Here is a 20,201-nt window from a genome sequence, read left to right on the forward strand (position 1 = left end):
TTCTATTTATAAATTACTTTAACCGTAATGGTCTTGTCCTTTTGTAAATCAAAGCTGGCATCTTTGAAGTTTGGCCGATTGGATAATCCAAAATCATCGTAATTCGAAAACCCTATACCTTCTTTGGGTAAGGGAAGCATAAATTTCTTGTCAATCTTGCCATTGTTGTTTTCGTCGTGTAAAACAGTAACCGCATAGTTACCTTTAGGTAGGTCGTTAAATGTGGCCTTGATGTTTTTATCATCAATTTTTACGCTCTTCTTTTTATAGTAGCGTTCAAACTTTTCATCTGGCAAACTACCTTCAGAATTGTAGAGTGAAAAAATCAATGTGCCTTTCGTGTTTTTCAAATTCTCAATGTTCACAGTAAGGCTATACGCTTCTGTAATTGAATTGTTGTTTGGTATAAATACCCAACTGCATATTAGTATCGTTAATAAGGTTTTCATTTTTTAAATATTTTTTTAGCAATTCCAAGAAGAATGATGGTGAATACAATCCTAAAAATCATTGCACCAACAGTTTTTGTTTCATAAAGGTTTCCGGTATTAATATGAATTAACAGCCCAACAAAACCTAGTAGTAGAATAATCAAAGCAGTCAGTAAGACTTTAACAGTCCAAAGCTTTCTAATAATGAAACCGTAAGCCGCTGTTAAATAGAGGATAGCACACGAAAAATTGATACCTACAATAAACAGCACATAATTTCCTTGTTTTGCCCTTACGTCAAACCAATCAAATAGGATAGAGCTACTTAAATACAAGGTCAAGAGCCCAAAGGCTACCAAAACAATAGCACTAATGATTCTAATAAAACTATTCTTATTCATTTGCTTTTAGTTTTTCACCAAACCACCATTTTGGTTTGGGTGCTTTTTTTGTCAGCCCAAATTCCTTTACCGCATATGTGTCTATATGTCTAATAAGGTCATCTATAGAATCTGTAACATACAACAACTTCAAATCTGCTTCACTAATACTTTCACGTTCTGCCATTAAATGGATGTGTTCACATAATTCTTTGTGATATGCTGTATCAAAAATCACCACAGGAAAATTTTTGATGATTTTGGTTTGTATTAATGTTAGTGCTTCAAATAACTCATCAAGAGTGCCTATACCACCAGGCATCACTACAAAAGCATAGGAGTACTTAACCAATATGACTTTTCGAACAAAAAAGTATGGGATATCAATCCATTTGTGCAAAAAAGGGTTTGGTGTCTGCTCAAAAGGCAGTACAATATTACAACCAACAGAATAGCCTCCTGCTTCATAGGCTCCTTTATTGGCAGCTTCCATAATACCTGGGCCACCACCTGTCATTACGGTAAATCCCATTTTGGAAAGTTCAGCTCCTATTTTTTCAGCATTTTGATAATGTTCGGATTCTTTTGTAAAACGTGCTGAACCAAAAACGGTAACACAAGGACCAACAAAATGCATAACCCGGAAAGACCTGATAAAATTGAAGAATACTTTAATGGCAAATCCCAATTCCCTAAAACGGGACAAAGGACCTCTTATAAACAGTGATTCATTGGTGACCAATTTGTTTTTATGTCTGATACTGTGATTCATTTTATGTTGTTTTTTTGTAGCTCCAAACAGCCAAACCGTTCATTACAATCGCATAGGCCAGTGTTTTTATGGCCAATGGGAAAATATCGGTAAACCCAGACCCTTTGAGCATTACCATTCTAATGATTTCCACAAAATATTTAATGGGATTAAACTCCGTAAGTATTTGTGCCCATTTTGGCATACTTTCAATGGGTGTAAACAAGCCACTCATTAATATAAATATCACTATAAAGAACCACGCAATAAACATTGCTTGCTGTTGTGTATCAGTGTAGTTTGAAATAAAAAGTCCCATTCCTAAAATCACCAAGATATAAACAGAGGTGTAAGCATATAGCAGTCCTAAATTACCTAGCATAGGCGTATTAAAAATAATTTTGGCGAGTATTAAACCTATGGTCAACAGTCCCATACCTATTATCCAAAAAGGGAAGAGCTTACCTATGATAAAATGACTTTTTCGTATGGGCGTAACATTGATTTGTTCCAAGGTGCCTATTTCTTTTTCCCTAACAATGTTCATTCCAGATAAAAACAGGGTAATCATTGTTACGAGCAAAACAAGAATACCTGGCACCATAAATGTTTTGTAGTTCAAGGTCTGGTTGTACCAGAATAAAGGAATACTATCGATACTATTTGGTTTTTGTACAGTATCTGAAATCTGTATCAAATCCATCGCAATATTTTTGTTGTAGTTCTGTATAATTTGGGTTATATAAACATTGATAACTCCAGCTGCCGAACCATCAATGGCATCAATAAATACGCCAATGTCTTTAGTTTTGTCTTTTTGTAAATCCCGTTCAAAATGCACTGGAATATTCAAGTAGGCATCAATCGTACCTTCCTGCATTGCTTGGGAAGCCTCCTTTTCAGAAGGAAACTTTTCTGAAACATTGAAATAAGTCGAAGCTTCAAATTGTTCTATCAACCCTCTAGACGTGCTACTGTTATCGGAATCAACATATCCAAATTGTATATTTTTTATTTCGTAGGTAGCCGCATTGGATAAAATGACCAATTGTAGCACAGGTAAAATAAATATGATGGGTAGCATTCCTTTATTTCTAAAGATTTGCTTAAACTCCTTTTTTATAATGTATAGTATTATTTTCATCTTACTCCAGTCTAATTTTATATTTCTTCACACTTACACCAATGAACAATAATGTCATTAAAAGAAGAATCAAGGTTTCCTTTAAAACAAAACCAATTCCAATACCTTTTAACATTATGCCTTTTACAATGATTATAAACCACTTTGCAGGTATGATGTTGCTAATAACCTGAAGCGGTAATGGCATACTGCTAATAGGGAAAATAAACCCGGATAGTAATATGGTGGGTAACATTAAGCCCATAAGGGAAATCATCATAGCTGTTTGCTGTGTTGCCGATATGGTAGAAATTAAAATACCCAAAGCCAATGATGTGATGATAAACAGGACACTTTCAATCCCTAATAAGAATAAGCTGCCATTAACAGGCACATTAAACACGAAAATGCTCAACAAGACGATGACTACGGCATTGATAACAGATAGGAAAATGTATGGAAACACTTTACCTATAATTACCTGAAATGGTTTTAAAGGGGAAACCAATAAAATTTCCATTGTACCTTGTTCTTTTTCACGGGTGATGGAAATAGAAGTCATCATTGCTGAAACCAACATCAGAATAACAGTCATAACCCCTGGAACAAACATATAAACACTTTTCAATTCGGCGTTATAAACCATCCTGCTTTGCGGTATAATCTGGTAATCAATGGAAATATTTTCGTTTAATTCTTGCTGATACTTTTTAAGTATTGACGAAATGTAATTACTTATGGTACTGGCCATATTTGGATCCGTGGCATCTGTAAGTACTTGTACGTTGGCCTGTTTTTCTTTAATGAGGTTATTTCCAAAGTTATTTTCAAATTGAAGTACCGCTTTTACTTTGCCTTTTTTGAATATGGATTCTATGGATGACTCTTGTTGAATAATATCAACAATGCTAAAGTGTTTTGAAGCGGCTATTTTATTGATGATTTCTTTAGATGTTACATCATTGGCCTGGTCTAAAATGGCTATATCAACATTGTTGATTTCATTGGTGATGGCGAAACCAAACAATAATATTTGGGCTATGGGCATCCCGAATAATATAAATAGGGAACGTTTATCACGGAATATGTGATAAAACTCTTTTCTTACAAAACCTATAAATCGTTTCATCCTCTGGCCAGTTTTAAAAATACATCGTTCATTGTGTCAGTTTTATAATGTTCTTTTAGCTTTTTTGGGGTGTCCAGAGCTTCAATTTTTCCATTGACCATTATGGAAACACGGTCGCAATATTCTGCTTCGTCCATATAATGGGTAGTTACAAAAATGGTAGTTCCATTATGGGCAGCTTTATAGATCATTTCCCAAAATTGACGTCTTGTAATAGGATCTACTCCGCCAGTAGGCTCATCCAAAAAAACGATTTTAGGCTCGTGCAATAGAGAAACCGAAAACGCCAACTTTTGTTTCCATCCCAAGGGTAGCGAAGCCACAAGACTGTTTGTGACTTCTTCAAGCCCTAATTCCTCAACCAGTTCACATCGTTTTTGATCTATTTGTTTTTTGGTCAATCCGTAAATACCACCAAAAAATGTGATGTTCTCTTTTACTGTCAAATCATCATACAAGGCAAATTTTTGACTCATATACCCAATATTTTTTTTGATGGATTCGGTTTCCTTATAAACATCAAAACCGGCAACCGTCGCGGTTCCCGAAGTAGGGGAAGAAATCCCAATGAGCATTTTCATTGCTGTGGTTTTACCAGCACCATTTGCTCCCAAAAAGCCAAATATTTCCCCTGTCTTTACCTGAAAACTTATTTGGTTTACCGCTGCAAAGTCCCCAAATAACTTGGATAGATTTTCTACTTGTATAACGTTATTATCTTTCATCATTTAGCTAATTCCATAAAAGTGTCTTCTATGGTAGGTTGGGTTTTTTCAATTTTAATATCTGTAAGACCTTGAAATTCCAGATAGGTTTTCAAACTTGCCTTATCTATAGGTTCACGCTTGTCGGTATAGTGTACGAACTCCCCAAAAGGAAAAATACTGTAGGTGTGCTCGTAATTAGTTAAACTCTCAATGAGGTTGTACATATTCTGGGCACTGATGTTGTATAACGGTTTTGGAAAGTGGCTAACAATTGCGTTTGGCGTTTCTATTTCAAGGATGTTACCATCTTGAATTAATGCGATGCGGTCACATAAGGCAGCTTCATCCATATACGGGGTTGATACTAAAATGGTAATTCCTTTTTTCTGTAACCGTTTGAGCATTTCCCAAAATTCCTTTCTCGATACGGGGTCCACTCCAGTTGTAGGCTCATCCAGAAAAAGGACTTTCGGTTTGTGTATCAACGCACAGCTTAAGGCAAGCTTTTGTTTCATACCACCTGATAGTTTGCCTGCTCTACGATTTTTAAAAGGTTCTATTTGTACATAGATGTCTTTTACCAAATCATAGTTCTCTTCTATGCTCGTACCAAAAATTGTAGCAAAAAAATTCAAATTTTCCTCTACGGTCAAATCTTGATAAAGTGAAAAACGCCCAGGCATATACCCAACACTATTTCTAATGGATTTATAATCGTTAAGCACATCATAACCAGCTACGGTAGCTTGCCCATTATCTGCTATCAACAGCGTGGTAAGTATGCGGAACAAGGTGGTTTTTCCTGCACCATCAGGACCTATAAGTCCAAAAAGCTCACCAGGTTTTACATCAAAGGAAATATCTGATAATGCGGTTATTTCACCATAAGATTTTGATATGTTGGATATTGTGATGCCCATAATTATTCAAAATAATCGTCATAAGCATTTACGTTTTGCTCAATGCTCTTATAAATATGTTGTGCTTCAGCCAAGGTGTTAGCTTCTTTTAAAGCATCAATTTTTTCAATTAACGGAAGCAGCCATACGTGTAAATTATCGTGTGAAGGTCCTTTCATAGTACATTCTTTAATGACATAGTTTTTTTCTTTGTTAAGTGCACCGGCGATGGTGTGATAATCATTCAAATCTTTTAGGTTACTTGTTGTTAATACGGATTGCATTCTAACTACACCTTCATTTGTTTCAGGATTCGCAGTCCATTTAACTCCATTATTCAATTTTATTTCTTGCATCCAGTGATTGCCAACTAAATCATTTTCACGTTGATGCTCTGTATGTTCAACTTTATTGTTTTTTACTGTAGTGCTTTCTTTGGGTAGGTCTTTACAACCTGTAAAAAGTAGTGATACTGCAATGAGTACGATTATTATTTTATTCATAATTTCAAGTTTAAAATTTATTGATTTGATTTTGTGCTTAACCACATTTCAGCTGGCATTCCTATTTTTATACTACCATCATTTTTTACCTGTATCTTTACCGCATAGACCAAGGCTACACGTTCCTCTTTGGTTTGAATAATCTTTGGGGTAAATTCTGCTTCTGAAGCAATCCAACTAATAGTTCCTTCATAGGTTTTCATCCCATTTTGGTCATCGATTTTGACACTTACACTTTCACCTATGAAAATATTGGCCAATTGAGTTTCGCTTACATAAACCCGTAGTTCCATGGTTGATAAATCGGCAATCTTATAGAGTGGTTTTCCAAAAGCTACAATCTCATTGGATTCGGCATATTTAGATAAAACCGTTCCGTTTATTGGATTAATAATTTTGCTTTTTTGAATTTGGTCTTCTAATTGTTGCAATTGTACATCAATAGATTTCAATTCGTTCACTACCGGGGCATTTTGGGTTTCTACACTCCTTATTTGGGTTTTTATGACATCTATTTCACCTACCACATCATCCAGTTGTTTTTGAGTGCCAGCACTATCTTTAATCAGGTTTTCTACTCTGTTCTTATTGATACTCGCTGTTTTCAATTTGGCCTGCAATACATCAATCTGTGATAAAACACCTTTGGATTTGGCGTTAATTACATCCTTTTGCACCATAAGTTGATTTTTCTTGAGATGTAGAGGAATGGTGTCTATATAGCCAATAAGTTGGTTGTGTTCTAGTACAGTACCTTCCTCAATAGTAAAAGCCATTAGTTTCCCAGTGTTTTCGGCTGATACCGATATTTCAGTAGCTTCAAAATTTCCATAGCCATCGGCTTTATCTCCGTTATTATTACAGGCTGTTAATACATTTATAACGGTTAGTACAATTAGTATTTTCTTTATGTTTTTCATCATTTTTCTATTTAGTATCTCCCTTAAGGGTATTGTAATTGGCTTTGGCTAATTCCAATTGGGTTTTATGTTGATTGAACAAATTTTCTGTTTCGTAAAGTTTGGTAAGCTCTGTAATGTATTCAGAGGTCGTAATAACACCATTCCTCAATTGAGATTCGGAAGTATTAACTACTTCTTGTTGTAAAGAAATTAACTGCTGGTCAATAGCAATGGTGCTTTCAAGCGTTTCAATTTCTTTTTGTTGCTCATTTAAAGCGGTGTTTGTGTTCAGTCTAAAAACTTCTTCTTGATTGCTTATCAATTCTTTTGAATAATCTAATGCTTGCCTCTCTTTCTTATTTCCATTCCAGTCGAACACGTCCCAGTTTAGCTTTAAACCAACGATGTAGTAGGATGTAAAGTCATTTTCCAACATATTTAATCCCGGATTACCATAACCGCCAGTTGCAAAACCTTTAAGTTCGGGAACCAATGATTTGGATAGTATATTTTGTTGTTGTCCTATCTCTTGTTTCTGTAAGTTGAACAAGCCTAATTCCGGTCTGTTCAAATCTGAAACTGTATTTATTAATAGCAAAGGCTTTTGAAATTCTGTTTCATCAGGAATAGAAACTCCTATTAATGAAGATAAAGATGCAATAAGTTTCGACTTATTGTTGGTTGCTTCTTTCGTTTGCTGTAAAATTTTCAACAATTCAGCTTCAATGATTTTATCTGAAGTAGGCAACAATACACCGTTTTCTATTCCAGATTTCACTTCCTTTAATTTACTATTCAATTGTTGCTCTCTTACGTTTAACAATTTAGTTTGGTCTTCAATCAGAAGAATTGAAAAATAAAGTTGATTAACACGTTGTTTCAATTGATACAGATTGACTTCGACCTCTTGTTGCTTTCTTTCAGTAACGGTATTTTGTAAACCTTGCGATGCTTTAATTTTTCCACCATCGAAAATCAGCTGATTAGCTGTAAGTGTGGCACGATATTGGTCGTTATTCAAAGGCTCTATGTCTATATTTGGTACTGGAACCTCGGTAACATCACTCTGATAGGTCGCCTGGGCATTAAGATAAAGCTGCGGTAATGTCTTTGCTTTTATAGCCGAAAGTTCGACCTCCTTCTGTTGCTCTAAAATAACACGTTGTTTAGAAAGAGGATAATTTGTTTTCAAACCTTCGTAACATTCGTTTAAACTAATTGTGTTTTGGCTGTAACCGAAAATCGTTGTTAAAAAGAATAGTCCGAATATATATATAGCTTTCATAGATTTATTTTTTTATGGCATTAATAATGAAATCGGACACCTCTTTTTTACGAGCTTCTAAAAGAGATTTATAATCGTTGTCATCAACATCCGTGAAGGCTTTAATTAATGGAGTGGCTACAAAAGGAAATATGTTTAAAGCTAAAATGTTTATAAACAACTGTTCTGCACTTATAGGTATAATGTTACCAATATTAATTTCTTTTTGGACTTGCAGTTTAAACTTGTCAATACTTGGAAAGGCGACATTATTCTTAATTTTTTCAATGAATTTTGGATTTCTGTTAAGCTCTTGAATAATGAAGTTTGGTAAATAAGGATGTTTTATAATAAAGCTAATGTAGTTGTGGGTAAAATTTTTGATTTTATCCTCTAATGATGAATCATCATTAAGAATGGCATTAAGCTGTGGGGCTAATAAGGCAAACGCCTTTTTAAAGACCGCCTCAAATAAAAGCTGCTTACTTCTGTAATAATAATGCAACATTGCCTTATTGATGCTTGCTTTATCTGCAATTTCCTGCATCCGTGCACCATCCATTCCTTTAGCTTGGAAAATTTTCTGGGCTGCTTCCAATATTTGTTCTTCAGTTTTATTGTCTTTGTGTTTTGTCATTATATAACCATTTAGTTTAGCCGTATGGTTAACAAAAGTAAATAAAAATAATTAAAAACAATTATGTTAACATAAATTTATGCTTTTACAAAGGGTGTTATTTCTAAATGATATACCTTTTATAGAGAATTAAATAAATGGGAGTAGCAGGTAATAAGGTGTTCGTCAGTTGTTCCATTTTGTTCCATAAAGCATAATCACAAATGCGTTGCATTGGTGCTTACCATACATAGTACTACTGCGGTGGCACATCCTCGTTAGCACTATGTATTTGCTTTACTTCACACATTACACAACTTCCTCACCCGCAGCTACTCTTGCACCCCAAACCCCAATAAGGTGTGTGCTTGTGGCACACTAAATACAAATTGGGGTACAACCGCTGCTTCATAATTTGGCTCGCCTGCTGTTCGCTGCGGGCAAAACCCACAGGTGGTATGAGAGCGTCGTGATGAGAAATGTAAAACACAAAAAATAAATCATGTTGAAGTTTGAGCATAACAAGACCGTATGTGATGACTTCAAAATGAAGCGTAGCGTTTTATTTTGAAGTGGTTTCATTTCGGAATAGATGGGCTTATGCCACCTGTGGGTTCACGGGTGTCACAGTTTTTGATGGCAGCCATTTTGCATATACAATAACCGCTTCAAGAAATTTGAAATTTCCAAATACTTATAAAACTGCTTTAATAACTGATTAAATAGTCTTTTAAATCCAAAAGCGGATTATTCTATATTGCAAACGCACAGCAAGAGTAACGCATTCAGTCAGCTATTTCAGCCACCTCACAACCCATTTTTAAATTGGCAATTGCTCGTTAGGTGAAATCAAAATCCTCAATTTCCTTAATCTACTTAATTCCTTATAAATTAAATGATGATAAGTACTCACAATTGCTAAAATTTAAAAACGGTAACCATCCTTCAATAGCTTCATTCAATTGTTACACTTGCTTTCCCTCGCTACACCCAAGCTGAATCCAACGGCATCAAAAACCTGCGCCACCCTTGCGTTTTCAACGTAGGCGTGGTAGCCCTATCGGGCAATTTTCCCACACCACCCTTGCTCAACTCGCTGGCGGCTCGCTATTATGGCTATCGCCATACGCTACGCGATTACCTGCTACAGAAACATTGTCGAAAAAAGAAAACCCTCGAAAAGAGGGCTTTATTGTTATGTTGATGATTTTAGTTTAAATTTAAACTTCCACAACAGAAGCATTTGGTGCATTAGTTTTAACAGAAGCTATACCATTTTCCATTCCAGAGGAAGACTCATACATTTCACTGGTCCCAATCACTTGACCATTACTGGCCTTTAAATTGAAATAATGTTTACCATTACTTGATATTTTTCTATCGAATTTACTGTCATCTTGTGAATTTTTCCGAACAGATTCAATACCATTCATACAACCAGCTTTTGCCGAATAACCTTCACTTGCTAATATGGTTTGACCATTGTTAGCTTTTAATCTAAAACGATACTCATTTCGAGCATCTTGATATACTTCAAATTTTGCCATAATGCTTTTATTTATAATTACCCTTAAATATAAGGAAAAGGAAAAAAAAGATTGCAAAGATAGATGGCTTCCTTCATCCCACGCTCATCATACTATAAAGTTCAAGCCCTACGGGTTTTGAAAAAAATATTGCACCTGTGGTCAGGCGCAAATTTCAAAACCCTTTCCATTGGCAATATTTTTTCCAAAAAACTTGACAGTATGTCAACGCCATCAAAGAAACGGCTTTCTTTTTTCTCTTTTTCTTTGTAAAAAAAATGTTCATTTTTTTATTTCTGATGCAAAAGGAAGTAATCTGAAGCAACAAAATCCATATCCAACGAATAGCATAAAAGTTGCCATATATTTCAATGGAAGGTACAACTTCGTGTTAAGTCCGTACCAAGTCCGAAGAAAAGTAAGTTTCATTTAAATTATTTATGTTATGGGTAAAATTGCTCAAGGAATTTTAGGAGGGCTTTCCGGTAAGGTTGGAAACATTATCGGTGGAAGCTGGAAAGGTATTGACTACATCAGAATTAAACCTTCAAGTGTAGCCAATCCAAGAACTGTAGGTCAGGTAAACCAAAGAAATAAGTTTACTGTGACTTTAGAATTTATTCAAGCTGTTAAACCATTTATCCAAAAAGGATATAAGTTTTTAGCAGTGAAGAAAACAGCATTTAATGCTGCGATGTCTTATGTGTTGAATAATGCCATCACAGGAGTCGAACCAGACTTTGAGGTGGATTATGCAACCGCATTAGTAAGTAGGGGAGGTTTATCAGCTGCTTTGAACCCTTCTACAGATCTTGCAACAGCTGGAGAAGTAACTTTTAACTGGGATGATAACTCTGCTGAAGGTAACGCAAATGCTACCGATAAAGCAATGTTATTGGTTTACAATCCATCAAAGAAAGAATCTATTTCTTTAACAGATGGAGCAGACAGAACAGTAGGAACTCAAATTGTTGCAATACCAACAACCTACGCAGGAGATACTGTAGAGCTATTTATAGCATTTATAACTGCCGATGGTAGCCAAGTATCAAACAGTACTTATTTGGGCTCTGGGATAGCCAATTAATAGCTTGGTGCTTTTATTTGAAAACCGCTCAAATCGAGCGGTTTTTTTATGTTATATTCGTAAGTGAATTTATTAATGATTGCTCTTGTTTTACTCTTTTTATGCATTTTTTGTATCCTATTTGTTGCCCAAATGCTGTAACTATCGTAAAATCAAGGATAATTACATATTGTATCGGAAAGTAACCACCACAAAAAAAAACCTTAAAACCTTGGCTTATGGTGTTCAAACTACCAAGTTGTAGCAAATAATTTAGTAGTATGTCTTATTAAATAGACTTGGTTACGCAGCCTTTAAAAATCGTAAGGGAGGACTAAAAATTTCTTTGGTTTTAAACTGTGAATGGATAAACTTCTGTTAAACAAACGTCTGGTTTACTTAATTTTTGTAACTTCGACATAATTATGAAACAGACACCTGCTAAAATATTGGCTTTTGTGATGGCTTTTGTAGTATTATTCTCTACAACGTCATTTGCTATGCATATGCATTATTGTGGTGGGATATTAGTGGAAACAGCTATTTTCCATAAAGCCAAAGGTTGCGGTATGGAAAAGGAGAAACCTGCTACTGAAGGATGTTCTATTACCAATAAAAATTGTTGCGATGATAAACAATTAGCAATTGAAGGTCAAGACGAACTTCAACAGCAAAGCGCTAAAATTTCTTTTGAACAACAGGTATTCATTACTTCATTTGTTTACACATATATTAACCTTTTTGAAGGTATAAAAAATAATGTAGCTTCTTATGAGGCGTACAAACCGCCGCTCGTTATAAGGCAACTCTACAAAATAGACGAGACGTATTTAATTTGATTTTTAAACAATAGACTGTGTTATCCTATGGCTTTACGTTATACGGATAATTTGTTGTATTCGGTGTTTTTTCAATACCAATGTCTAACTGTTTAATAATCAAACTATATGCTGAATAGAAGCATCAAATTTTTTATAGAAAATAAGCTCGTTGCCGTATTACTTCTTATACTGTTTATAGGTTGGGGAACTGTAAACGCGCCCTTTAATTGGGACACCGGATTCTTACCATCAAATCCAGTAGCCGTGGATGCCATTCCAGATATTGGTGAAAACCAACAAATCGTGTTCACATCATGGGAAGGACGATCGCCTCAAGATATTGAAGACCAAATTACGTATCCCCTAACCACTTCATTACTCGGTATTCCTGGTGTAAAAACCATCAGAAGTTCTTCGATGTTTGGCGTATCTAGTATCTATATTATTTTTGAAGAAGATATCGAGTTTTATTGGAGCAGAAGTCGGATTCTCGAGAAACTAAACTCCTTATCTAGCGGTTTATTGCCCGATGGTGTTAATCCTACACTAGGTCCCGATGCTACGGGATTAGGACAAATATTCTGGTACACCCTTGAGGGCCGGGATAAAAACGGAAAAGTAACTGGTGGTTGGGATTTACACGAATTAAGGAGTATTCAAGACTATTACGTAAAGTATGCTTTATCCTCCGCAAGCGGCGTTTCTGAAGTCGCCTCCATTGGTGGTTACGTGCAGGAATATCAGGTGGATGTCAATCCAGAACTCATGCGCCAATACGATATTGGGTTACATCAAGTAGTAAAAGCTGTTAAGGCGAGTAATAAAGAAATTGGGGTACAAACCTTAGAAATAAATCAGGTTGAATATTTGGTGCGTGGTTTGGGTTATATAAAGTCTATTTCAGACCTTGAAAATGCGGTGGTATCCTCTAAGAATTACACATCGATTCGCATTAAAGATATTGCTAAAGTATCCTTAGGCCCTGCCGCGCGAAGAGGCATTTTGGATAAAGAAGGTGCTGAAGTTGTTGGCGGTGTTGTGGTGTCTCGTTATGGCGCAAACCCTATGGAGGTTATCAATAATGTTAAAGACAAAATTAACCAGTTAAGCGCAGGTTTACCTTCTAAAGTTCTGGCAGACGGCAGTACGTCGCAAGTCACTATTGTTCCTTTTTACGACAGAACAGAGCTTATTCAAGAAACCATAGGCACACTTAATGAAGCCTTAACACTACAAATTTTAATTACCGTTTTGGTTATTATCGTTATGGTTTTTAATCTTCGTGCTTCAGTTTTAATTTCGGGATTACTACCAGTTGCCGTTTTAACGGTATTTATTGCCATGAAACTGTTTGATGTCGATGCCAATATTGTCGCCCTTTCAGGAATCGCCATTGCTATTGGTACCATGGTGGATGTTGGTGTTATACTTTCTGAAAATATTATTCGTCATTTAGACGCCGAAAGTGAAAATGTCATTCCTACAGAGCGTCTTACGAGCGACGAGGAACGTGAGTTCAGCGAAGCGAAATCTCATGATGAGGTTCTTCACGCTGTCCAGAAAGACAAACGTTCAATAAATCAAATTGTTTATAATGCCACCTCAGAAGTTTCTGGTGCCATACTCACGGCGGTATTAACAACCATTATTAGTTTTATTCCGGTTTTTACTATGATAGGCTCTGAAGGTAAATTATTCAGACCTCTAGCCTTCACAAAAACCTTCGCTTTAATAGCTTCTATAGTGGTAGCCTTGTTTTTAATTCCGCCATTCGCCGCGTTTTTATTCCGAAGAAAACCTATTAGGAAACACGTCGCTTTAATTATTAATCTCGCTTTAATTATTGCTGGAATTACTGGCGTGATTTACGGTTATTGGTTGGGTATTATTTTAATAGCTTATGGGATAGTAAACCTTCATAAATTATTTAATTTTTTACCTTTAGAAAACCTAGCTTTCGGAAAGACACTATTAGCAAAGGCAAATGGTTTGATTTCGGTAGTGGCCATAGTCTTTCTATTGGCAGAATATTGGAGACCTCTAGGCGTCGATAAAAGTATTTTTTGGAATCTCGTTTTTGTAGGTGTTATTTGCTTTGGCTTGTTGAGTGTTTTTACGATATTTAGAAGGTATTACACTCGTATTTTACGATGGTGTTTAGATCATAAACTATTATTTTTATCTGTTCCTTTAGCTATTGTTATTGCAGGTTTTTTCATCATGAAAAACACAGGAAAAGAATTTATGCCGTCATTAAACGAAGGTTCTTTTCTTTTAATGCCCACCTCTATGCCGCACTCTGGAATAGAAGAAAATAAACGCGTTTTACAGCAGTTGGATATGGCCGTGGCCAGTATTCCAGAAATTGAATCTGTCGTGGGTAAAGCTGGTAGAACCGAATCGGCTTTAGATCCCGCGCCGCTTTCTATGTATGAAAACATTATTCAGTATAAACCTGAATATATGTTAAATGACAATGGTGAACGTGGGCGGTTCAAGGTTAATGATGATGGCTTATTTGAATTGAAAACGAATGTCATTCCGACAGAGCGAGGAACGAGCAATGAGCAATCTCATCAAGAAATTCTTAAAGATGATCAGAATGATGAAGCAACACGTTACATTGCTTCTGGAAATTCTGTTAAAAGGTCTCAACTAATTGAAGACAAAAACGGCGAATTCTACCGCAACTGGCGACCAGAAATTAAATCGCCAGATGATATTTGGAACGAAATTGTACGTGTTACCAAATTACCAGGCGTAACATCGGCTCCAAAACTACAACCTATTGAAACCCGTTTGGTGATGCTTCAAACCGGCATGCGAGCACCAATGGGAATTAAGGTAAAGGGTCAAGATTTAAAACAAATTGAAGCCTTTGGCGTACAATTAGAAACGATTATTAAAGAAGCCGAAGGCGTTAAAAAAGAAGCCGTTTTTGCAGACCGCATCGTGGGTAAACCGTATATGTTAATTGATATTAATAGGGCTAACATTGCGAGATATGGGGTTTCTATACAAGACGTACAAGATATATTACAGGTGGCCGTTGGCGGCATGGTACTAACCCAAACTGTTGAAGGCAGAGAGCGCTATGGTGTTCGTGTGCGTTATCCGCGAGAATTACGTGCTAATCCATCCGATTTAGAGCAAATTTACATACCCAGCGCTACTGGTAACCCTGTTCCATTAAGTAAACTTGCCGCTATTCGTTATGAGCAAGGGCCTCAAGTAATAAAAAGTGAAGACACCTTTTTAGTCGGTTATGTATTATTTGATAAATTAGACGGTTTTGCAGAAGTTACGGTGGTCGAAAATGCACAAGCTTTAATTCAACAAAAAATTGATTCTGGCCAATTAATCGTTCCAAAAGGTATCAATTACCAATTTACTGGAACCTACGAAAATCAACTGCGAGCCGAGAAAACCTTATCGGTTGTTGTGCCTTTAGCTTTAGCCATTATTTTTATAATCCTGTACTTTCAATTTCGCTCGGTAACCACATCTTTAATGGTGTTTACCGGCATTGCAGTGGCTTTTGCTGGAGGATTTATCATGATTTGGCTCTATGGTCAGGATTGGTTTTTAAATTTTAATTTCTTTGGCGAAAATATGCGCGACTTGTTCCAAATGCATCCTATTAATTTAAGTGTTGCCGTTTGGGTTGGGTTTATTGCTCTTTTCGGAATTGCTACCGATGATGGTGTGGTTATGGCCACCTATTTAACCCAAACTTTCGAAAAAAACACACCAGAAAACAGAAGCGAAATTAGAGCTTCTATTGTCGAAGCCGGAGAAAAACGAATCAGACCCTGTTTAATGACGACAGCAACCACCATTTTAGCTTTATTACCAATTTTAACCTCCACAGGTCGAGGAAGTGATATCATGATTCCTATGGCAATCCCGAGTTTTGGAGGCATGCTAATTGCGCTGATTACGTTGTTTGTAGTGCCCGTTTTGTATAGCTGGAGAGCGGAGTTGGTTATATATAGAATAAAGAAAAAAGAGAATAGAGAATAGAGAATAGACTAAAATAATCTACAATGAGAAACCTTAATTTACAAATTATCCGAAAAGCTGTCTTAATTCTTTGTTCTTTATTCTTTGTTCTTTCATCTCAAAGTCAAGAACTAGAAACACTAATAAATGAAGCGCTTGCAAACAGTCCTGAAATCCAAAAATTCGATTTAAAATATAAAATTGCTTCCGAAAAGGTAAACGAAGTCAATAGCTTACCAAACACCGAATTTAACTTGGGCGTTATGGCTGTAAAACCTGAAATGGACATGCCTATGGAACGTTTTCGAGTTTCTGTCATGCAAATGCTACCTTGGTTTGGTACCATAACAGCCAGAGAAAACTACGTTAGTTCCGTTGCCGATGCGCAGTATGTTAAAATTATAATTGCCAAGCGTAACTTAATGGCTTCGGTTTCGGAAGTTTACTACAATTTATACGCCAATAAAGCCAAACAAAAAGTGCTAACCAATCATGTTCAATTATTAAAAACTTATGAAACTTTAGCCCTAACCGCGGTAGAAATAGGCAAAGCGTCCGCAGTAGATGTGTTGCGCTTGCAAATACGCCAAAACGAATTAAGGCAATTAAAAGATGAATTAAGGCAACAATTTTTAGCAGTGCAAACTAATTTAAACAAGCTTTTAAACAGAAAACATACTGTTGCCATAACCGTAGTAGATAGTTTAATAATGCCTTCCGAAGATTTTGAAACGCCTTCCGAAAATTTGGCGTGGCATCCGGAATTGTTGCGCTACGATAAGCTTTATCAATCCGTAGAGCAATCGGAATTGTTAAACCAAAAAGAAATGGCACCCATGGTAGGTATTGGTGTGGAATATATTAGTCAAGAAAACAGCCCCATGATAACCAGTGCGTATAAAGATATGGTTATGCCAATGTTATCGGTGTCTATACCCATTTTTAATAAAAAGTACCGTTCGCAAAGCAAGCAAAATGAGTTGAAACAACAAGAAATTTCAACTCAAAAACAAGAACGCTTAAACACTTTGGAAACACATTTAGCCAAAGCTATAAGGGAACGAATTGCGGCCAGATTAAGCCACGAAACGCTTATTAAAAATTTACAACACGCCCAAAATGCCGAAGCGATGCTTCTTAAAAGTTACGAAACAGGAACAATAGATTTTAAGGATATTTTGGATATTCAAGAACTAACATTAAAGTTTCAAATAAAACAAATAGAGGCTGTTAAGGCTTATTATGTTCAAACAACGGTTATTAATTATTTAACTCAATAAAGCTAACAGGTTAATAAAAACCTAATAGGTTTTTAAAATCTGTTAGGGCTAGAAAACAACAAGCATGATACACACATATCACATACACGGCATGACTTGCAACGGTTGCCGCAGTCACGTTGAAAACATACTTTCAAAAGTAGAAGGTGTTTCAAAAGCCACGGTTAATTTAGAAAAGGCAGAAGCAGTAATTGAAACGGATTCGCATATTCCTATTGAAGTTTTTCAAAAGGCCTTAAAAATGGATGGTGACACTTATACGATTCACATTCAAAGCATTGACGAAAAGGTACATACCTATCACATACACGGCATGACCTGCAACGGTTGCCGCAGTCACGTTGAAAACATACTTTCAAAAGTAGAAGGTGTTTTAAAAGTCACGGTTAATTTAGAAAAGGCAGAAGCAGTAATTGAAACGGATTCGCATATCCCTATTGAAACCTTTCAAAAAGCATTGAAGGATGATGGTGGAAATTACAGTATTTATAAACATGGCGATAAACCATCTGAAGTTGAAAAGGTAGAAAAACCAAAAGGTAAAGGTACTGGCGTATTTTATTGCCCCATGCACTGCGAAGGTGACAAAACCTATAACAAAGCGGGCGATTGTCCGGTCTGCGGCATGGATTTGGTAGAAGAACAAAACCTTTCAACTAGCTATTCAGAGCAATGGACTTGCCCAATGCATCCAGAGGTTGTTAAAGACGAATCTGGTTCGTGTCCTGTTTGCGGTATGGATTTAGTGCCCATGCAACCGGCCTTATCTTCAGAAGAAAAAACCTACAAAAAATTATTGAAAAAATTCTGGTTAGCGTCAGCATTTACCTTGCCCATCTTCATTATAGCCATGAGTGAAATGATTCCCAACAATCCATTATACCGTATCCTGGAGCAAAAACATTGGAATTGGATTCAGTTTGCATTATCCATACCAGTCGTGTTTTATGCCACATGGATGTTTTTTGAACGCGCCTACAGAAGTATCAAAACCTGGAACTTAAACATGTTTACGCTTATTGGCATTGGTGCGGGTGTAGCGTGGATTTTCAGTGTATTTGGCTTGTTTTTTCCAGGGTTTTTTCCGGAGCAGTTTTTATCAGAATCGGGCGCCGTTCATGTATATTTTGAAGCCGCAACCGTAATTTTAACCCTTGTGCTCTTGGGGCAACTGCTAGAAGCGCGCGCGCATAGTAAAACCAATTCGGCCGTAAAAGAATTATTAAAATTGGCGCCAAACAAAGCCACAAAAGTTGTAAATGGCGAAGATGTCGAAGTCAGTATCGATAAAATAGAATTAAACGATATTTTAAAAGTAAAACCAGGCGATAAAATTCCTGTAGATGGTTCGATAACCGAAGGCAAAACCACTATTGATGAGTCTATGATTACGGGCGAACCCATTCCAGTAAATAAATCGGAAGGCGATAAAGTAAGCAGTGGCACCATAAATGGTAATCAAGTATTCCTTATGAAAGCCGAAAAGGTTGGTAGCGATACATTGTTATCGCAAATTATTCACATGGTAAACGATGCGAGTAGAAGTCGCGCCCCAATTCAAAATCTAGCCGATAAGGTTTCCGGTTATTTTGTGCCAGTTGTGGTTATCATTTCATTAATAACCTTCGTAGTTTGGGCTATTTTGGGGCCAGAACCTGCTTATGTGTATGCCTTTGTGAATGCCATTGCCGTTTTAATTATTGCCTGCCCCTGTGCTTTGGGCTTGGCAACACCCATGTCTGTTATGGTGGGTGTCGGGAAAGGCGCACAAAATGGCGTGCTCATAAAAAATGCCGAAGCCCTAGAAAAAATGGACAAGGTAGATACCTTAATTGTAGATAAAACAGGAACCATTACCCAAGGCAAACCAACTGTTGAACACGTGGCAGCTTTTGGTACTGATTATTCCGAAGAAAAAGTCCTGCAATATATCGTATCCTTAAATAGTAATTCGGAACATCCGCTAGCTGAAGCTACTGTAAAATATGGAAAAGAACAGAATACCAAGGTGTTAAAATCTGAAAATTTTAGTGCCGTTACGGGTAAAGGTGTTGAAGGAACAATAAACGGTAAACGGGTGGCATTAGGCAATCCAGAAATGATGAATCATGCAAAGGCAGAAATTTCCTCAAAAATGGAGGAAGTAGCAAAAAACCATCAAAAACAAGGGAAAACGGTATCGTATGTAGCCGTCGATAATGTGGTTGTTGGGTACGTGGTTATAGGCGATAAAATCAAAACCACAAGTGCCAAAGCCATTAAAGCGCTTCAAGATAAAGGTATTGCTGTTATAATGCTTACAGGCGACAACCACAATACCGCACAAGCCGTTGCTACGGCATTAAATTTAGCCGATTTTAAAGCCAGTATGCTACCAGCAGACAAGTTAAAGGAAGTTGAAAAACTACAAGCTCAAGGCAAGGTCGTTGCTATGGCTGGCGATGGCATTAACGATGCACCAGCATTAGCAAAAAGTGATGTAGGCATTGCTATGGGAACAGGAACCGATGTTGCCATTGAAAGCGCTATGATTACTTTAGTTAAAGGTGATTTACACGGTATTGTAAAAGCTAAAAATTTAAGTCATGCGGTTATGAAAAACATCAAACAAAATTTATTTTTTGCGCTCGTTTACAACACTTTCGGCGTCCCTATTGCCGCAGGCGTTTTATTCCCATTTTTTGGCGTTTTATTATCGCCAATGATAGCAGCTTTGGCCATGAGTTTTAGTTCGGTTTCTGTTATTGGTAATGCCCTGCGATTAAGAACCAAATCAATTTAAACAAATATTAATACAAAAA

At 36.5% G+C, this 20,201-nt stretch carries 17 protein-coding genes; 5 read left to right on the top strand and 12 right to left on the bottom strand.

Going from position 1 to position 20,201, the window contains the following annotated elements; genetic code table 11:
• Positions 1 to 2: 2 nt before the first annotated feature.
• The 12 genes from ACFSQP_RS10420 to ACFSQP_RS10475 all read right to left on the bottom strand — a co-directional run bounded on the left by ACFSQP_RS10420 (position 3) and on the right by ACFSQP_RS10475 (position 10,252).
• On the bottom strand, positions 3 to 449 hold the full coding sequence (locus tag ACFSQP_RS10420) for a DUF2141 domain-containing protein (RefSeq protein ID WP_376894146.1): 447 nt from the start codon (positions 447 to 449) through the stop codon (positions 3 to 5).
• Positions 446 to 832 carry a hypothetical protein gene (locus tag ACFSQP_RS10425; RefSeq protein ID WP_376894148.1) on the bottom strand — a complete coding sequence of 129 codons (387 nt, stop codon included), beginning with the start codon at positions 830 to 832 and terminating at the stop codon, positions 446 to 448. Before ACFSQP_RS10425 ends, ACFSQP_RS10420 begins: the two co-directional genes overlap by 4 nt.
• Complete coding sequence (locus ACFSQP_RS10430; RefSeq protein WP_376894149.1) at positions 825 to 1,583, bottom strand: LOG family protein; 759 nt, start codon at positions 1,581 to 1,583, stop codon at positions 825 to 827. Before ACFSQP_RS10430 ends, ACFSQP_RS10425 begins: the two co-directional genes overlap by 8 nt.
• 1 nt (position 1,584) lies before the next feature.
• Complete coding sequence (locus ACFSQP_RS10435; RefSeq protein ID WP_376894151.1) at positions 1,585 to 2,706, bottom strand: ABC transporter permease; 1,122 nt, start codon at positions 2,704 to 2,706, stop codon at positions 1,585 to 1,587.
• A 1-nt stretch (position 2,707) separates the two neighbouring features.
• A complete protein-coding gene (locus tag ACFSQP_RS10440; protein WP_376894153.1) occupies positions 2,708 to 3,814 on the bottom strand; it encodes an ABC transporter permease in 1,107 nt (368 codons plus the stop codon).
• Entirely contained in the window at positions 3,811 to 4,539 is a 729-nt protein-coding gene (locus ACFSQP_RS10445) for an ABC transporter ATP-binding protein (RefSeq protein ID WP_376894332.1), read from the bottom strand. The genes ACFSQP_RS10440 and ACFSQP_RS10445 overlap by 4 nt, the downstream gene beginning before the upstream one ends.
• Positions 4,539 to 5,441, bottom strand: a complete 903-nt coding sequence (locus ACFSQP_RS10450; protein WP_376894155.1) for an ABC transporter ATP-binding protein — start codon at positions 5,439 to 5,441, stop codon at positions 4,539 to 4,541. Before ACFSQP_RS10450 ends, ACFSQP_RS10445 begins: the two co-directional genes overlap by 1 nt.
• A gap of 2 nt (positions 5,442 to 5,443) precedes the next feature.
• Positions 5,444 to 5,923 carry a hypothetical protein gene (locus ACFSQP_RS10455; protein WP_376894157.1) on the bottom strand — a complete coding sequence of 160 codons (480 nt, stop codon included), beginning with the start codon at positions 5,921 to 5,923 and terminating at the stop codon, positions 5,444 to 5,446.
• 17 nt (positions 5,924 to 5,940) lie between these two features.
• Positions 5,941 to 6,846 carry an HlyD family secretion protein gene (locus ACFSQP_RS10460; protein WP_376894158.1) on the bottom strand — a complete coding sequence of 302 codons (906 nt, stop codon included), beginning with the start codon at positions 6,844 to 6,846 and terminating at the stop codon, positions 5,941 to 5,943.
• Between the two features lie 4 nt (positions 6,847 to 6,850).
• Positions 6,851 to 8,110 carry a TolC family protein gene (locus ACFSQP_RS10465; protein ID WP_376894160.1) on the bottom strand — a complete coding sequence of 420 codons (1,260 nt, stop codon included), beginning with the start codon at positions 8,108 to 8,110 and terminating at the stop codon, positions 6,851 to 6,853.
• Between the two features lie 4 nt (positions 8,111 to 8,114).
• A complete protein-coding gene (locus tag ACFSQP_RS10470; RefSeq protein ID WP_376894162.1) occupies positions 8,115 to 8,726 on the bottom strand; it encodes a TetR/AcrR family transcriptional regulator in 612 nt (203 codons plus the stop codon).
• A gap of 1,199 nt (positions 8,727 to 9,925) precedes the next feature.
• Positions 9,926 to 10,252 carry a YegP family protein gene (locus ACFSQP_RS10475; protein ID WP_134200220.1) on the bottom strand — a complete coding sequence of 109 codons (327 nt, stop codon included), beginning with the start codon at positions 10,250 to 10,252 and terminating at the stop codon, positions 9,926 to 9,928.
• 424 nt (positions 10,253 to 10,676) lie between these two features.
• Here ACFSQP_RS10475 and ACFSQP_RS10480 point away from each other — a divergent pair, with 424 nt between their 5' ends.
• From ACFSQP_RS10480 to ACFSQP_RS10500, 5 genes are all read left to right on the top strand, one after another.
• Complete coding sequence (locus ACFSQP_RS10480) at positions 10,677 to 11,318, top strand: DUF6266 family protein (RefSeq protein WP_376894164.1); 642 nt, start codon at positions 10,677 to 10,679, stop codon at positions 11,316 to 11,318.
• Positions 11,319 to 11,722: 404 nt separating this feature from the next.
• Entirely contained in the window at positions 11,723 to 12,136 is a 414-nt protein-coding gene (locus tag ACFSQP_RS10485) for an HYC_CC_PP family protein (RefSeq protein WP_376894166.1), read from the top strand.
• A 108-nt stretch (positions 12,137 to 12,244) separates the two neighbouring features.
• Positions 12,245 to 16,141, top strand: coding sequence for an efflux RND transporter permease subunit (locus ACFSQP_RS10490; protein WP_376894168.1), 3,897 nt, complete (start codon positions 12,245 to 12,247; stop codon positions 16,139 to 16,141).
• Positions 16,142 to 16,164: 23 nt separating this feature from the next.
• The gene (locus tag ACFSQP_RS10495; protein WP_376894170.1) at positions 16,165 to 17,400 is read left to right on the top strand and encodes a TolC family protein; all 1,236 of its coding nucleotides are present in this window, start codon (positions 16,165 to 16,167) and stop codon (positions 17,398 to 17,400) included.
• Positions 17,401 to 17,464: 64 nt separating this feature from the next.
• On the top strand, positions 17,465 to 20,182 hold the full coding sequence (locus ACFSQP_RS10500; protein ID WP_376894171.1) for a heavy metal translocating P-type ATPase: 2,718 nt from the start codon (positions 17,465 to 17,467) through the stop codon (positions 20,180 to 20,182).
• Positions 20,183 to 20,201 lie beyond the last annotated feature (19 nt).

The organism is Bizionia sediminis, from assembly GCF_042684585.1.
Lineage (GTDB): Bacteria > Bacteroidota > Bacteroidia > Flavobacteriales > Flavobacteriaceae > Algorimicrobium > Algorimicrobium sediminis.

Coding starts and splice junctions, on each gene's coding strand:
- ACFSQP_RS10420 (WP_376894146.1), bottom strand. CDS start 449: ATGAAAACCTTATTAACGATACTAATATGCAGTTGGGTATTTATACCA.
- ACFSQP_RS10425 (WP_376894148.1), bottom strand. CDS start 832: ATGAATAAGAATAGTTTTATTAGAATCATTAGTGCTATTGTTTTGGTA.
- ACFSQP_RS10430 (WP_376894149.1), bottom strand. CDS start 1,583: ATGAATCACAGTATCAGACATAAAAACAAATTGGTCACCAATGAATCA.
- ACFSQP_RS10435 (WP_376894151.1), bottom strand. CDS start 2,706: ATGAAAATAATACTATACATTATAAAAAAGGAGTTTAAGCAAATCTTT.
- ACFSQP_RS10440 (WP_376894153.1), bottom strand. CDS start 3,814: ATGAAACGATTTATAGGTTTTGTAAGAAAAGAGTTTTATCACATATTC.
- ACFSQP_RS10445 (WP_376894332.1), bottom strand. CDS start 4,539: ATGAAAGATAATAACGTTATACAAGTAGAAAATCTATCCAAGTTATTT.
- ACFSQP_RS10450 (WP_376894155.1), bottom strand. CDS start 5,441: ATGGGCATCACAATATCCAACATATCAAAATCTTATGGTGAAATAACC.
- ACFSQP_RS10455 (WP_376894157.1), bottom strand. CDS start 5,923: ATGAATAAAATAATAATCGTACTCATTGCAGTATCACTACTTTTTACA.
- ACFSQP_RS10460 (WP_376894158.1), bottom strand. CDS start 6,846: ATGATGAAAAACATAAAGAAAATACTAATTGTACTAACCGTTATAAAT.
- ACFSQP_RS10465 (WP_376894160.1), bottom strand. CDS start 8,110: ATGAAAGCTATATATATATTCGGACTATTCTTTTTAACAACGATTTTC.
- ACFSQP_RS10470 (WP_376894162.1), bottom strand. CDS start 8,726: ATGACAAAACACAAAGACAATAAAACTGAAGAACAAATATTGGAAGCA.
- ACFSQP_RS10475 (WP_134200220.1), bottom strand. CDS start 10,252: ATGGCAAAATTTGAAGTATATCAAGATGCTCGAAATGAGTATCGTTTT.
- ACFSQP_RS10480 (WP_376894164.1), top strand. CDS start 10,677: ATGGGTAAAATTGCTCAAGGAATTTTAGGAGGGCTTTCCGGTAAGGTT.
- ACFSQP_RS10485 (WP_376894166.1), top strand. CDS start 11,723: ATGAAACAGACACCTGCTAAAATATTGGCTTTTGTGATGGCTTTTGTA.
- ACFSQP_RS10490 (WP_376894168.1), top strand. CDS start 12,245: ATGCTGAATAGAAGCATCAAATTTTTTATAGAAAATAAGCTCGTTGCC.
- ACFSQP_RS10495 (WP_376894170.1), top strand. CDS start 16,165: ATGAGAAACCTTAATTTACAAATTATCCGAAAAGCTGTCTTAATTCTT.
- ACFSQP_RS10500 (WP_376894171.1), top strand. CDS start 17,465: ATGATACACACATATCACATACACGGCATGACTTGCAACGGTTGCCGC.